At 54.7% G+C, this 15183-nt stretch carries 14 protein-coding genes; 7 read left to right on the top strand and 7 right to left on the bottom strand.

The genetic code is table 11. From position 1 onward, the window contains the following. The first annotated feature begins 163 nt into the window (after positions 1–163). From ACKGJP_RS16255 to ACKGJP_RS16225, 7 genes are all read left to right on the top strand, one after another. Positions 164–1888 (top strand): proline--tRNA ligase, encoded by a 1725-nt coding sequence (locus tag ACKGJP_RS16255; RefSeq protein ID WP_409346662.1) that lies wholly within the window; start codon positions 164–166, stop codon positions 1886–1888. Between the two features lie 41 nt (positions 1889–1929). Next, positions 1930–3186 carry a glutamate-5-semialdehyde dehydrogenase gene (locus tag ACKGJP_RS16250; protein ID WP_409346661.1) on the top strand — a complete coding sequence of 419 codons (1257 nt, stop codon included), beginning with the start codon at positions 1930–1932 and terminating at the stop codon, positions 3184–3186. A gap of 6 nt (positions 3187–3192) precedes the next feature. Next, positions 3193–4071 carry a pyrroline-5-carboxylate reductase gene (gene proC, locus ACKGJP_RS16245; protein ID WP_409346660.1) on the top strand — a complete coding sequence of 293 codons (879 nt, stop codon included), beginning with the start codon at positions 3193–3195 and terminating at the stop codon, positions 4069–4071. A gap of 12 nt (positions 4072–4083) precedes the next feature. Beyond that, a complete protein-coding gene (locus ACKGJP_RS16240; RefSeq protein WP_409346659.1) occupies positions 4084–5343 on the top strand; it encodes a 2,3-diketo-5-methylthiopentyl-1-phosphate enolase in 1260 nt (419 codons plus the stop codon). Next, positions 5340–6017 carry a 2-hydroxy-3-keto-5-methylthiopentenyl-1-phosphate phosphatase gene (locus tag ACKGJP_RS16235; RefSeq protein WP_409346658.1) on the top strand — a complete coding sequence of 226 codons (678 nt, stop codon included), beginning with the start codon at positions 5340–5342 and terminating at the stop codon, positions 6015–6017. The genes ACKGJP_RS16240 and ACKGJP_RS16235 overlap by 4 nt, the downstream gene beginning before the upstream one ends. A 137-nt stretch (positions 6018–6154) precedes the next feature. After that, positions 6155–6793, top strand: coding sequence for a methylthioribulose 1-phosphate dehydratase (locus tag ACKGJP_RS16230; protein ID WP_409346657.1), 639 nt, complete (start codon positions 6155–6157; stop codon positions 6791–6793). 187 nt (positions 6794–6980) lie between these two features. Then, the gene (locus tag ACKGJP_RS16225) at positions 6981–8102 is read left to right on the top strand and encodes a GGDEF domain-containing protein (RefSeq protein ID WP_409346656.1); all 1122 of its coding nucleotides are present in this window, start codon (positions 6981–6983) and stop codon (positions 8100–8102) included. A gap of 56 nt (positions 8103–8158) precedes the next feature. On the opposite strand, the gene ACKGJP_RS16220 is transcribed toward ACKGJP_RS16225, so the two are convergent. From ACKGJP_RS16220 to ACKGJP_RS16190, 7 genes are all read right to left on the bottom strand, one after another. Next, positions 8159–8830 (bottom strand): DnaD domain protein, encoded by a 672-nt coding sequence (locus ACKGJP_RS16220; RefSeq protein WP_409346655.1) that lies wholly within the window; start codon positions 8828–8830, stop codon positions 8159–8161. Between the two features lie 103 nt (positions 8831–8933). Continuing rightward, positions 8934–10229 (bottom strand): asparagine--tRNA ligase, encoded by a 1296-nt coding sequence (asnS, locus tag ACKGJP_RS16215; RefSeq protein ID WP_409346654.1) that lies wholly within the window; start codon positions 10227–10229, stop codon positions 8934–8936. Positions 10230–10480: 251 nt separating this feature from the next. Continuing rightward, positions 10481–11986 carry an AAA family ATPase gene (locus ACKGJP_RS16210; protein WP_409346653.1) on the bottom strand — a complete coding sequence of 502 codons (1506 nt, stop codon included), beginning with the start codon at positions 11984–11986 and terminating at the stop codon, positions 10481–10483. After that, positions 11979–12515 carry a hypothetical protein gene (locus tag ACKGJP_RS16205; RefSeq protein ID WP_409346652.1) on the bottom strand — a complete coding sequence of 179 codons (537 nt, stop codon included), beginning with the start codon at positions 12513–12515 and terminating at the stop codon, positions 11979–11981. The genes ACKGJP_RS16210 and ACKGJP_RS16205 overlap by 8 nt, the downstream gene beginning before the upstream one ends. A gap of 211 nt (positions 12516–12726) precedes the next feature. Continuing rightward, the gene (locus ACKGJP_RS16200; RefSeq protein ID WP_409346651.1) at positions 12727–13107 is read right to left on the bottom strand and encodes a cytochrome-c oxidase; all 381 of its coding nucleotides are present in this window, start codon (positions 13105–13107) and stop codon (positions 12727–12729) included. Positions 13108–13212: 105 nt separating this feature from the next. Next, the gene (locus ACKGJP_RS16195; protein WP_409346650.1) at positions 13213–13704 is read right to left on the bottom strand and encodes a DUF5590 domain-containing protein; all 492 of its coding nucleotides are present in this window, start codon (positions 13702–13704) and stop codon (positions 13213–13215) included. 26 nt (positions 13705–13730) lie between these two features. Then, the gene (locus ACKGJP_RS16190; protein WP_409346649.1) at positions 13731–15026 is read right to left on the bottom strand and encodes an amidohydrolase; all 1296 of its coding nucleotides are present in this window, start codon (positions 15024–15026) and stop codon (positions 13731–13733) included. Positions 15027–15183 lie beyond the last annotated feature (157 nt).

The following is a 15183-nucleotide window of genomic DNA, read 5'->3' as shown; positions in this document are numbered from 1 at the left end:
AAACCCCACAAAGTGACGCGAGCCTTCGAAGTGAATTCCGACTACTTTGCGGGGAGCCCCGACACATAAACCCCACAAAGTGACGCGAGCCTTCGATGCGAATTCCGACTACTTTGCGGGGAGCCCCGACACATGAGCCCGAAAAATAGGAGGCGAATATACGATGAGAATGAAACACGCGCTTCTGCCTACCATGCGGGAAGTGCCGGGCGAAGCCAAAGCCGTCAGCCATCAGCTTATGCTTCGCGCAGGCTTAGCCAGACAGCTTGCAGCGGGTGTCTATACGTTTCTGCCGCTCGGCTTGAAGGCGCTGCGCAACGTCCAGACGATTATCCGCGAAGAAATGGAAGCCATTGGCGCACAGGAGCTGATGATGCCGGCGCTGCATCCGGCGGAGCTGTGGCAGCATTCCGGACGATGGGAGCAATACGGGCCGGAGCTGATGCGGCTGACGGACCGCCAAGGAAGCTCCTTTGCGCTTGGCGCAACGCACGAGGAAGTCGTCACATCGCTTGTCGCAGACGAAATCAAATCGTACCGCAAACTGCCGTTTACGGTTTTCCAGATTCAGACGAAATTCCGCGACGAACGGCGTCCGCGCTTCGGCGTCCTGCGCTCCCGCGAATTCGTGATGAAGGACGCCTACTCCTTCGATTCATCCTGGGAAGGACTGAATGACACCTACGCGAGCATGTACAAGGCGTATTCGTCCGTCTTTACCCGCTGCGGCCTTACCTTCAGAGCCGTGGAGGCCGATCCCGGCACAATCGGCGGGACCGGCACGCATGAGTTTATGGCGCTGTGCGATATCGGCGAGGATACGATCGTCTCCTGCACGAGCTGCGACTATGCCGCAAATATCGAAAAAGCGGAAGTCGGACCTCCCTCGTCTCGCGAAGTCCGCTTGCCGGAGGAAGCTCCACATTTGCCTGTTAAAATGCATACGCCCGATGTCCGCACCATCGAGCAGTTGACCGCCTTTTTCGGTTGTCAGGCTGGACGTATTGTGAAATCCGTCGCGTATCGGGTCGACGGTCAAATCGTCCTTGCCCTCGTACGCGGCGATTACGCCGTTAACGAATTGAAGCTGAAGCACATCTTTCAGGCGAACGAAGCGGAAATGCTGGATGAAGAAGCGATTGCTCTGACGTTCGGCTGCAAGCCGGGCTTTGTCGGACCGATTGGCGTTTCAGGAATCGCCGTCGTTACCGATCACAGCGTCTCCGGCATGCGGGACGCCATTACCGGCGCCAATGAACAGGACTATCATTGGACCCGCATAGATGTGGAGCGGGATCTGAAGAACGTGGCGTACTACGATCTGCGGAATATAACCGGGAACGATCCTTGTCCGAGATGCGGGTCGCCGATCCGGTTCACGGAAGGGATCGAGGTCGGCCAAGTGTTTAAGCTCGGAACGAAATACAGCGAAAAGCTGGGCGCCGTATGCTTAACCGAGAGCGGCAGCCAGGAACCGATCATAATGGGCTGCTACGGCATCGGCGTAACCCGGACTGTCGCGGCGATCATCGAGCAGCATCATGACGAGGACGGCATTATATGGCCTCTCGAGATCGCTCCCTACCAAATCCATCTGCTGTGCGTTTCCATGACTGACGACGTTCAGCGCGAGCTGGCGGATCGATTGTATGCTTCAATGAAGGCACAGGGGTACGAGGTGCTTTACGACGACCGGGACGAACGCCCGGGAGTCAAATTCAAGGACGCTGATCTTCTCGGCATGCCGGTCCGCCTTACGGTAGGCAAAAGAGCGGCGGAAGGCGTGGTCGAATGCAGCATGCGAGCCGACCGTCTTAAAGCGGATATCGCCATTCAAGATCTGAATGACTATTTATCCGCCAAGCTTCACAAAAAGCGGCCATTCTAAAGGCCCTACCGCATCCCCCATCATGATTAGGAGGTAATCCCATGACCGAACTATCGGAAGTGAAGCAAAAGGCGAAGCTCGCCAAAGAAGCCGCACCGCTGCTCGCACGTCTGACGACAGAGCAGAAGAATGAAGCGCTGCGCCTTATGGCGGATGCGCTCATCGAACGGCAGGAAGCGATCATTGACGCGAATAAGGAAGATTTGGAGCGCGGCGAAGCAAGCGGGATGAGCCGTTCCCTGCTCGACCGTTTGACGCTGACGCCGGAGCGGATTACCGGCATTGCAGAAGGCCTCAGGCAAATCGTCGATTTGCCTGACCCGATCGGCGACGAGCTCGAACGGTTCGATCGTCCGAACGGTCTACGCGTTCATAAAGTCCGCGTGCCGATCGGCTTGATCGGCATCATATACGAAGCCCGGCCTAACGTTACCGTTGACGCCGCCGGACTGTGCCTCAAATCCGGGAATGCCGTTCTGCTGCGCGGCGGATCCGATGCGCTGTCCTCGAACCTTGCGATCGTGGGCATTCTGCACGACGCCATGGCCCGTTCGGACGTACCCCAAGATGCGCTGCAGCTGGTCGCGAGTCCGGATCGGGCTTCAGTCGACGAAATGCTTAAGGCGAACGGCTTGCTTGACGTCGTCATTCCGCGCGGTGGTCGGTCCCTGATTCAACGTGTCGTCGCGAACGCAACGGTGCCCGTCATTGAAACGGGCGCCGGTGTGTGCCATACTTATTTGGATGCGTCCGCAATCCCTGAAATGGCGGCGAAAATCGCTTTTAACGCGAAAGTGCAGCGGCCCTCCGTATGCAACTCGATGGAAACGCTGCTCGTACACCAAACGTTCGCCGAAGCGCATCTGCGCGTAATCGCAGGCCAGCTTCGCGAGGCCGGCGTAGAACTGCGCGGCTGTCCGGAAGCCTCCTGTATCATCGGCGACGTCAAACCCGCAACCGAGGAAGACTGGGGCACCGAATACAACGACTACATTCTGAACGTCAAGATCGTTGACGGGCTGGATGAAGCGCTCGCTCACATACGCGCTTACAGCACCATGCACTCCGAATGCATCGTGACGGAGGATGAGCGTCATGCGCAAAGATTTTTGCTAGAGGTTGACGCAGCGGCGGTCTATCATAACGCATCGACGCGATTCACCGACGGATTCGAATTCGGCTTCGGCGCGGAAATCGGAATCAGCACGCAAAAGCTGCACGCACGCGGTCCGATGGGACTTCCGGCGCTTACCTCTACCAAGTATATCGTATACGGCAGCGGCCAAATCAGGGAGTGAAGAACCATGGCAAACAACCGTCTTTCCGCCCAAAAAATAACGTTCGTCGGAGCCGGCTCGATCACGGAAGCGATCGTCCGCGGTCTCGTGGAGCAGCGTATCGCCGACCCCAAACATCTGTTCGCGCTTAACCGCAGCAGCCGGGACCGGCTCGATGCGATGAAAAAGCAATACGGCATTCAAGCCTGTACGCTTGAAGAAGAACGGGAATGCTACGAAACGTACATCCGGGACGCCGATGTCGTCGTCATGGCGATGAAGCCGAAGGACGTCGGTCAAGCTGTACACGCCCTGAAGCCGTACCTGAATGCGAATCAGCTTCTCGTTTCCGTCGTCGCCGGCTTATCGATGGATACGGTAGCCCGTATCTTGCAGAACGGAATGCCGATCGTCCGGACGATGCCGAACACGTCCAGCACGCTGGGCCTCGGCGCAACCGGGATGAGCTTCTCGCCGGAAGCCTCGGAGACGCATCAAGCCATCGCATTCGAAATGTTCCAGGCCATCGGCGAAGTTAGCGTCGTAGCCGAAGAGCAGCTCGATACGGTGACCGGACTGTCCGGCAGCGGTCCCGCTTATATTTACTACATGATGGAAGCGATGATCGAGGCTGGCGTCATGGGCGGACTAACGTTCCAGGATGCGCACTCCCTTACCGTTCAAACGGTGCTCGGTGCGGCGACGATGGTGAAAGTGACCAAAGAGGATCCGGCCGAGCTTAGACGCAAGGTCACCTCCCCGAACGGCACTACGCAAGCGGCGCTCGAGCTGATGAACGAGAACGGGTTTACGGAAATCGTACAGCGGGCCGTCCTTCGGGCAACCGAACGCGCACGCGAGCTCGGCGACATGATTTCTTCCGATGTCGCCAACAAAACAACATAAAAGGTGATTGGTATGAGTTCTTATTGCATCGCGACCTATCGTTGCTATGACGACAAGGCGGATTTTCACAAAAAAGCGCAGGGCATCGCCGTCGGCCTTACCGTAGGCAGCTGGACGGACCTTCCCGAAGCCAAAAAAACGGCGATGGAAAAGCATCTCGGCAAAGTGATTCAAGTCGATGTTCAAGAGTCCGGCGCAAACGGCCGCTTCGCGGATATTTCGATCGCTTATCCCGACATTAACTTTTCCGCGGACATTCCCGCCCTGCTCGTTACGGTATTCGGGAAGCTGTCGATGGACGGCAAAGTTCGCTTGATCGACCTGCATTTCTCCGACACGTTCCTGCGGCATTTCCAAGGTCCGAAATTCGGTATTGCGGGCGTTCGCGGGCTGCTCGGGGTACACGACCGGCCATTGCTCATGAGCATATTCAAATCCGTCATCGGGCATGACATCCAAGCGTTGCGGGAGCAATTTTACCAGCAGGCGCTCGGAGGCGTGGATCTGATTAAAGACGATGAAATCCTGTTCGAGAATCCGGACACGCCGATCGATAAACGAGTGGCCGTCTGTATGGAGGCAGCCCGTCAGGCAGGCGAGGAAACGGGTCAAAAGCTGCTTTATGCCGCAAATATTACCGGGCCTACCTTGAAGCTGAAGGACCAGGCGAAACGGGCGATCGATGCGGGCGCTAACGCCCTTTTGTTCAATGTGCTCGCCTATGGCTTCGATATGCTGCGCGAGCTTAGCGCCGACCCGGACATCTCTGTGCCGATCATGGCGCATCCTGCAATGGCCGGAGCGCTGTACCCGTCGCCTCATTACGGGATCGCCGCCTCGGTGCTGCTCGGCAAGCTGATGCGGCTGGCCGGCGCCGATCTCGTCCTGTTCCCCTCCCCATACGGCTCCGTTGTCATGCCGCGGGAGGAGAATATGGCGATCAAGCATGCGCTGCTTGCCGCCACAGACGGGCCGGACTACATCGCCGCAGGCGATATTTCCGAGAAAGCCCCTTCGTTATCGGCAAGCTTCCCGGTACCGTCGGCAGGCATTCATCCCGGACTCGTACCGCTTATTTTGAAGGACTTCGGCAGCGAGGTCGTCGTCAATGCAGGCGGCGGCATTCACGGTCATCCCCTCGGCACCGCCGCGGGCGGACGCGCATTCCGGCAAGCGATGGAGGCGGTAAAAGCAGGCATCCCTTTGACCGAGTATGCAGCGAACCGCTCCGAGCTGGATGCAGCCATCAAGGCTTGGGGGATCCGCGAATGAAAAAGCCGGTCATTTTTTGCGACTTTGACGGAACGATTACCGAGAATGACAATATCATCTCGATTATGAAGCGTTTTGACCCGCCGGGCTGGAAGCAGCTCGTCGACGATTGCTTTGCCGGCAAAATAACGCTGCAGGCAGCGGTCGGCGGGATGTTCGCACTCCTGCCTTCGTCGCTCAAGGAAGAAATCGTATCGTTCGTGAACGATCAAATCCGCATACGGGCGGGATTCCCTGAGCTTCTCGCCTATTGTCAGGAGCATGACATCACGTTTATCGTCACCAGCGGAGGCATCGACTTCTTCGTCTACCCGACGCTTGAGCCTTACGGTATCGAGCCTTCACGCATCCATTGCAACGGCAGCGACTTCTCGGGAGAGCATATACGCATTCTGTGGCCGCACGAGTGCGGCGATGTCTGCGAGCAGAAGGGCTGCGGGATGTGCAAGCCGACGATAATCGGCACCTACCCTGCCGACCGGTACGAACGCATCATGATCGGAGACAGCATTTCGGACTTTGCCGCTGCCAAGGTGGCCGATACGATTTTCGCCCGCTCTCATTTGGCTGAACGCTGCGAGCAGCTTGGCGTACCGTTCTATAGGTACGAAACGTTCCATGAAGTCGTTTCCCAGCTGGAAGCCCACCTAGAGCGAGCAGGCGCCAGCCGCTAACCGGCGAAGGCGCCACGCTACGCATCCGTGCAGACGACGGCCCCCCCCGCTCGCGAGACCGCAATGGTGCCAATGGTGCCGGAAGTGATCGCTTCTTTAACTGCGGGACGAGTTAGAATTAGGAGGAATTTAAGTAGATGTCCATTACGCTAGAACAAAAACAGCAGGCTTTCGCCGAGCTTCGCGATATTAAAACGACGCTGGCCGCGCGAGGCTGGTTTCCCGCGACAAGCGGCAACCTCTCCATCCGCGTCGGCGATGCGATCGGCGACGATCTGACGTTTGCCATCACCGCCAGCGGCAAAGATAAAGCGGTACAGACGCCGCAGGACTTTTTGCTCGTCGATCGTGACGGAAAGCCTACGGAAGCTACCGCTCTCAAACCGTCCGCAGAGACGCTTATCCACTGCGAGATTTATAAAGCGACCGGCTGCGGAGCGATTTTTCACGTGCATACCGTATTCAACAATATCGTATCGGAGCTTTTTGCGGAGAAAGGTTTCATACCGGTGAAAGGCGTGGAGCTGATCAAGGGCTTTAACATTTGGGAAGAGGATACGGAAATCCAAATTCCGATTTTGCCCAATTATGCAAACATCCCTAAAATCGCCGAGCTTGTTGAAGGCGCCATCGTCCCCCGAATCCCGGGTATCGTGCTTCGCAACCACGGTATTTACGCCTGGGGAGCCAACGCGTTCGAAGCCAAAAGGCATCTCGAAGCGTTCGAATTTTTGTTCGAATACGTGTATCGTTGGCAGGCGTTATCCGGCCGATAAAGCGGCCATAACGTATAGCACTCTTGAAACCCCACGCTGTGGGGTTTTTCTATTGCCGGAGCTTCGCTTCCCGTTTGCACTTTAACGAAATTTTAGAAATCGGCCGCCCCCAATGAATCGAACAGTTGTGCTATAATATAGGAATCGTTGCAAATCAGGATTTTATAGCTTCCGGGAGTTGACGAAAGTGAACGGGATCGAAACGCATCCGGTCGGCATTCAGCATTGGAACCGTAAAATATTGAACGTCTATTGGGCCGTCACGGTGATATACATGATAGCCAATGCCTTGTCCATCTCCTATCAGTATTGGAAGGGCCTCCAAACCGTCTCCCTCGCCGAGATGATTTGGCTCTGGTTTGCGCTTCCTCTTGCGGGCATGGTTCTTTGCCTGATTTTTACGGAAACCGCAAGCAGGCTGCGCTACGGCTGGAGCGTCCACGTCGTTATCGTTGCAGGAACGGCGTTAGCCGGCATCATTGTGGCCTTTCATGCGCAGATGAACGGCATTCAGCTTGTTTTCTTAATGCCGATGTTTGTCTCCGTTTTTTATTTTCAAAGACGCAAGGTCGCCATTTCCTTTGCGTGCAACCTCGTCGTTTTTTTTCTCTTGCTGCTCCTTCATACCGATCTGATGGAGCGTTTGGATGGAGACGATATCGTCTTTACGGTCGCCGTGCTTATGGCCGGTCTTGTGATCGCTTACGGGATTTTAAGCCGGGGCATCGAGATGCAGAAACATTTGAAAAAAACGGTGGAAGCGCAGCAGGATCTGCTCGTCAAGAACGTCATGATGGACAAGCTTTCGAAAACCGACGCCTTAACGGATCTATATAATCATAAGACGTTCCATGAATATTTGGACAAACTGATCGAGCACGCGGAGAAAAACGGCCTCTCTCTCCAGCTTGCCATCATCGATATCGACAGCTTCAAAAAAGTGAACGATACGTACGGCCATTGGATCGGCGATATTATTTTAAGACGCGTAGCCGCCGCCATCCGTGAGCATATTGCGACCGACGATTTTGGGGCCCGCTACGGAGGCGAAGAATTCGCGGTTATTTTTACGGATAAAGCGCTGGAACAAGCCTTTCAAATCGTGGAAGTTATCCGGCATACGATCGAACAGATGGAGCACGAGGAGCTCGACGGCAAATCGGTAACGATCAGCATCGGGCTGCAGGCTTACCGCCGCGGCACCGGCAAAGAATTCCTGTTCAAAGGTACGGACGCCTCCCTCTATACGGCCAAGCGTACAGGCAAAAACAGAACGGTCGTCGGGCAGCCTGCGGAAGCGATCGGATAACGAACGAATGATAAAGAGCCTCCCTTATTGGGAAGCTCTTTTAACGCTTATATCGATCATGATCTGCTGCGAAAACGCTGCGCATGCTCCTTAGCCTGCTCCGTCGTCGTCACGCGATTCCGGCTCCATTCCAGCAGAATGCGGTCCACGTACCGAAAATGAACCTTTCCGGCAAAAACAGCCTCTTTCAACGCCGCAACGATCAGCTCTTCGCGATAACCGTCCTTGTCGAGCCAGTTTGCGATCGTTTCCAGCTCCATCGGCGTTAGCGGACGGGCGAATTCTTTCTCGAACACGGTAAACAAATCGTTATTTTGCTGAAGCAGAGCGAACTTGTCTTGCTCGCGCTCCCGCATCAGCTCCTCCGCCCCGCATGCCGCCAGTTTCGCATAGACGCCGGTCAGATTGTAGCGCTCGTAACGGATGCGCGTAACGGGATCGGAGTGCTCGTCGATGTTGATCCACCCTTCTTTCATCAGCTTCTGCAGCAGCCGGATGACATGGTCCGGGTCGGACGCCATACGGCTTTGAATTTCTTCGATCGTCGGGAAATCCTTCTTCTCCTTATCGACAAACGCGAGCAAATGAATGAGGAGCATGGCCTCCGAATCGCTTAGCTTCAGCCTCGCATAATATTTAAGCAGCAAAAGCGGCACGGCGGCGTTTCCCTCTCTAAATGCAGCTAACATGCCCGCTTCTAGCAGCTTTCCCTCGTCTTTTTTGCTCATTATAGGCCTCCACTACGTAATTCCCCGCTCGGCAGCTATCTGGCCTAAAACAGAGCTCAGATAAGCATGGCGAGCGGGGCAGCAAAACTTCTTTAAGCCAAAACTACGGATACAAACGGTACAGCAGCCTCGGAAACGGTATCGTTTCGCGCACATGCTCCAGCCCGCATATCCAGGCTACCGTCCGCTCCAAGCCAAGACCGAAGCCGGAGTGCGGAACGGTGCCGTATTTCCGCAAGTCCATATACCACTGATACGCCTCTTGCGGCAAATTATGTTCATCAAACCGCTCAGCCAGCAGCTGCGGATCGTCGATGCGCTGACTGCCGCCGATGATCTCTCCGTAGCCCTCCGGCGCAATCATATCCGCACAGAGAACAACCTCGGGACGGTTCGGATCCGGCTTCATATAGAACGATTTGATTTGCGTCGGATAGTTCGTAATAAACACCGGTTTCTCATGGGATGCGGCAATCGCCGATTCATGAGGTGCACCGAAATCTTCACCCCACGGAATATCGAAGCCGTTCTCCTGCAGAAACCGGATGGCATCGTCATAAGAAATGCGCGGGAACGGCGGCTTGATCGCTTTCAGCTTGCCGATATCGCGCTCCAGCGTTTGCAGCTCGCTGCCGCAGTTGTCCAGTACGGACTGGACGATATGCGACACGAACTGTTCTTGAATGTTCATGTTTTCCTGCTGATCGACAAAAGCCATCTCGGGCTCTATCATCCAGAATTCGATCAAATGCCGGCGCGTCTTCGATTTCTCTGCACGGAACGTCGGCCCGAACGAATACACGCGTCCCATCGCCATCGCCGCCGCTTCCATATACAGCTGCCCGCTCTGCGTCAAGTAAGCGTCCTCGTCGAAATATTTCGTATGGAACAAATTGGTCGTCCCTTCACAGGAGGAAGGCGTCAAAATCGGCGGGTCGACCAAATAAAAGCCGCGTTCGTCAAAAAACTGCTGGATCGCTCTAATAATTTGTGCCCGAACGGCCAAAATGGCACGCTGGCGTGGACTCCGGATCCATAAATGCCTATGGTCCATTAAATAGTCGACGCCATGCTCCTTGGGCGTAATCGGATAATCCTCGGTCAGCTGGATGATGTCAACCGACTCCACGTTCATTTCGAACCCGCTCTGGCTTCTGGCATCCGCGCGAATCGTACCGGAAACGTAGAGCGAGCTTTCCTGCGTCAGCTTCGAGGCCGCCTCCCAAGTTTCTGGGCTTACTTCTTGCTTAACAACGACCGCTTGTATGTAGCCGGAGCCGTCTCTCAGCTGCAAAAATTGGATTTTGCCGCTGGACCGCTTGTTATACAGCCAGCAGCCGATCTTAACCGGTTGATCGACAAATCGGTTCACTTCCCGAATCAGGCAAACGTTGCTCATGGCCGAACCTCCTCCACCTATGTCCTTGCAAAGACCGAACATCCTTGCAAAGCGATTTCCGCAGCAGTCGTCCTGGATACCTTGTTCTCCCCGTTATCGTACGCCATCCGGTTTAGTCCCATGCGGCTTCTTCTATTTTACACCTTTCGCGGCACGTTTGCAGCTTTTATGAGACGATGCGTATCCCCCCGGTTAACGACAACAGGCCGCCCTCGCTTCTTGCATGCGAGGACAGCCCGAGTCGGCTTAGTTTAAGCAGTCTGTTTGTTCAATTCGGCCAGCAAATTACGGAATTGTTCGCCGGACAACACTTCCTCATGAATGAGAATGTCGAGCGATTGAAGAAATACCGGACGATACCGCTCCAGCAAATCCCGTGTCCGCTGCGTCAGCTCGTCCATGATTTTGGCGTTTTCCTTCATCAGTTCTTCCTTCGTGACTAGATTTCTGTCTACGATACCGAGCGATGTCAAGCCGCAGTCGATCATGTTGCCTACCATATTCAGCGCCTGCTCGAAGTCGTTGCGAGAGCCGGTACTGCGGTTGTCGTAAAACATTTCTTCCGCTACCGCTCCGCCCAACGAAATCATGATATGCTGCTCCAAATACGGCTTCGTATACAAATATTGATCCTGCTGCGGATTGTGCCGAACGTAGCCGAGCGCTTGACCGCGCGGACTTAACGCCACCTGGGATACGGTTCCCGGCTTCACGGCTTCCGCAACGATCGCATGGCCGAGTTCGTGATAGGCGACGCGTTCCCGTTCTTCCTTGGACGTTTCACGGTCCGCTTTCTCCCCCATCATCACCTTATCGATAGCGAGGGACAAATGCCGCTGCTCCACTTGGTCGATCGAATCCCGCATCGCGTAAATTGCAGCTTCGTTCATGACGCTCTCGAGCTGAGCACCCGAGAAATGGAACGTTTCTTCCGCTACCTTATCCAAAGACACTCCCTCTGCCAGCGGTTTGTTTGCCGAGTGAATGTTCAGGATGTGGAGTCTGCCTTTTTTATCCGGCAAATCAACGGTAATATGACGGTCAAAACGGCCCGGGCGCAGCAGCGCGCTGTCGAGCATTTCCTTGCGGTTCGTTGCCGCGATGATGAGCACGCGCGGAGTCTCGCCCGAATGGATGCCGTCCATTTCCGTGAGCAGCTGGTTCAGCGTCTGATCATATTCCCGATGCTGCCCCCCTTCGCGCTTGCCCCCGATAACATCGATCTCATCTATGAAAATAATGGCGCTTTCCTTGTTTTCCTTCTGGGCGCGGGTACGCGCATCCTTGAACAGATCCCGGACGCGGCTTGCGCCTACTCCTACGTACATCTCGACAAACTCGCTGCCCGCCGCCGAAACGAACACGGAATTCGTGTAATGAGCCGCGGCTTTGGCCATCAGCGTTTTGCCCGTTCCCGGAGGACCTGTCAGCAAAATGCCTTTTAACGGCCGAATGCCGAACTTCTTGATGTCCTCATGCCGGATCAGAAAGTCCAGCGCTTCCTTCAATTCATTCTTGGCGCGGTCCTGTCCGCCGATATCGTCAAACGTCATATAAGCCGGGGCTTTGACCTTCGTTTGCCGTTTGCGGTCCATACCGCCCCCGGATACGCCGTCACGCATACGGGTCATAAAGAACAGAAAGCCGCCTATGGCTAACGCGAACAAAATAGGCAGCACATTGACGCCGACGAAAGCTAGAAATAATAGAATAACCGGTACGAAACCGACTGCGATTTCCTTGCCGTATTTACTCATTCGGCCACACCCCCATTTTCGCCGGGTTCCGAGGAAGCATTTCAAACTTGCTGTGTTCGCCCTCCGTCAAGCGGATATACACATACTTGTCGTCGATTTGCGTATCGACTTGAATGCCTTCGTTTGCCGCCTTCTCGTTAAGCAGCTCGGGAATACGCGCATATTGCTTCGTCTCCATAGCTTGCGCGACGCCGAACAGCGCTTCGGACCACCACTTGTCCAGTTTCTCGGAGCTGTCGCTCTTCACGTTCAGCTTCACTTCACGTTTGCCGATCTGTTTGCTGCCTTCAGTCGTTGCTCTATGCATCAAGTCGAACAGACTCGCTTGCTTGTTAACTTGTAAATCGAAAGTGACTTGTCCTGCTGACAGATCGGCCTGTACACCCTGAACCCCCGGCTGATCGGCAAGCAGCTGCGTAAGCGGATTTTCCATGGCCATGCTGTTATAAACGAACCAGCCTCCGAACAAAATAACGCAAGAGGCCGTAAAAGTAACGATAACGGGTATGAGACGCAGTTTCAACTTCACAGCTGACGTCCCCCTTTCACATAGTTTATCGCGAATCGACGAACAATCCATATCAATTGCTATACGACGAGTATATCACATTGTATATCACAACTGCTGATGTAATGCATGGTAATCCGCGCGATAAACGCCAAATACCAGCGGACAATCGCAAAAAAACCGGCCCGGACAAAGTCCGAACCGGCTGATATTTATGTAAGTGCATACGGAATCAAGCGGCTTTCTTCACATTTCGGAGTACGTTGATCAGGAATAATATAACGCCGATGATGGCAAGAAGCGCGCCTGTCGAAATGAAGATAACGTGAATCGGCTTCTCCTCGTCTGCAGATACCGCCCAGAACAAACCGATAATCATGATCGGGACGCCGATCGCATGAAGCCAAAAATGCGCCTTAGCCAGCGCGTGATTGCCTGCAGCCGGAAACAAATGATAGATGATGCCGGCAAGCGCCATCGATGCCCAGCCAAGCAAGTTGATGTGGGCATGCACCGAGGAGAAACCGAAGTTTTGCGTAATGCCGATTACGAGCCCGAAAATGACGCCGACCGTAAAGTAAACGACAGCCATCTTCAAAAATCGAATACCCATGAAACAACCCCTCCCGTAAGTTGTGACCATTTCGTGACAGAAAAAGTATAGCAGGTCGCCGAAATACTCACAATCCTTTTTAAGGAAGGATTGTCCAATTACAGCCTATTTGAGGCTTAACTTCCAGGTATCGATAAGGGCCCCGTCCTGAAATCGGTAATAGTCATAAAAATAACGCGTTGCGCCGTCTCCGCTTTTCTTGTAAAAAGCTTCCCAGACGTAAGCATTGTCAAGCTTGCCCGGGGTGATGCGCAAAGCTTCAATCGCGGGGTCGTTCGCTTCAAGCTTCTTGCGGATATCTTCCTTACTGACGCCGTTCGCCGCATACTCGCTATGGATATCGTTCTGGCTTACCCAGACGATAACTTCTTGGCCGACCTTGTCCTGACCATATACGATCGTATAAGGACGATCGCCGACAAATTGCTCCGTGCGGACCGCTTTGGCCAAAATCGTTTGTTCATAGGCGGTCTTGACCGATTCGTTCTCCTGCTGCCATTCCCCGGCCTGCACGTTCTTATACCATGCTGCTCCTCCGTAAAGGAGCAGCCCTGCCGCAACGATCGATCCGATCGTAACCTTAGTTCTTGTGCGCATAAAGCTTGCTGCTCCTTTCCTTCATTCTAACCGATCAGCCGTTTGTAGCATGCCTGGAATTCCGCCTTGATCCGCTCCTCGTCAAGCGTCACGCATTGGCCATTCCGCACCAGCGCGCGGCCGTCCACCCAGACGTCCGTAACGTCCTTCGCCGAGGCGGAATAGACGACGTGCGAAACGAGATTCGAATGCGGCAGCAAATGGGGCTGATCGATATCGATGCCGATAAAATCCGCCTTCATGCCGACCTGCAGGCTGCCAACATCCGGAAGCCAGATCGAGCGGGCTCCGTCAAGCGTCCCCATCCGCAGCGCCTGCCATGCTGGAACCGCGGTCGGCTCGAACGACACGCCCTTGTGCACAAGAGCGGCCAGCCGCATTTCCTCGAACATGTCCAGGTTGTTGTTGCTGGCGGCACCGTCCGTTCCGAGCGAAACGAGAACGCCCGCGTTTAGCAGCTCCGGCAATCTCGCAACGCCGCTAGCCAGCTTCAGGTTGCTGCCGATATTATGGGAAATGCGCACATCATATTTACAGAGGACATCGATCTCTTCGTCCGTCAAATGAACCGCGTGAGCGACGAGACACGGGCGACTAAAGACGCCGAGCTTCTCCAGATGCGCGACGGGGCGCAAACCGTATTGTTCTTCATTTTCGCGCACTTCGCGGATCGTTTCCGACATATGCGTATGGATAGGCAGATTCAGCTCGTGAGCAGCCTCGACGATTTTCTCGATATAGTCGGGCGGACACGTATACGCCGCGTGCGGAGCCATCATGGTCGTGATGCGGCCGTCCGCTTTGCCGTGCCAATCCCGGGCGAACCGTTTCGCTTCCTCCAGCTTCGCTTGCTGCACATCCGGCGGGCACAAACCGATAACGCCACGCGTCAGGCCGGCCCTCATCCCGGATTGCTCGACCGCTTGCGCGACTTGATCCATATGATCGTACATATCGACGAAGCAGGTCGTTCCTCCCTTGATCATTTCCACGATCGACAGCAAGGAACCCCAGCGAACGTCCTCCGGCGTGAATTTCGCCTCATTCGGCCACATTTTCTCTTGAAGCCATACTTGCAGGGCAAGATCGTCGCCAACGCCCCGCAGGAGCGACATGGCCGCGTGGCCGTGGGTATTGACCAAACCCGGCATATACAGCCTATGGCGGCCGTCGATGATCTCGTCACCGGGAGCCGGCGGCTCCGGCAAATGTTCGCCTATGTACGCGATACGTCCGTTATCGACTACCATGCTGCCGTGCACGACCGGCTTGGTTTCGTCATTCGTTATGAAAATACCGTTTTGAATGATAAGTTTAGGCAAAGGAATCTCTCCATTCTCCGCAAAAATCTTCGTCATTGTCCAATGTACCGTTTCGCCGACGTAAAATCAAGAAAAGATCATTCTAACATTGCATTTCTAGCCCTCATTATGCTAATTTTAAGGTTATGAGCTTTCCGTTTGTGAATGATGTCACTTT

It is taken from the genome of Paenibacillus litoralis, from assembly GCF_046244365.1.
Taxonomy (GTDB): Bacteria; Bacillota; Bacilli; order Paenibacillales; family NBRC-103111; genus Paenibacillus_V.
This window is presented reverse-complemented; position numbering and strand designations above follow the sequence as displayed.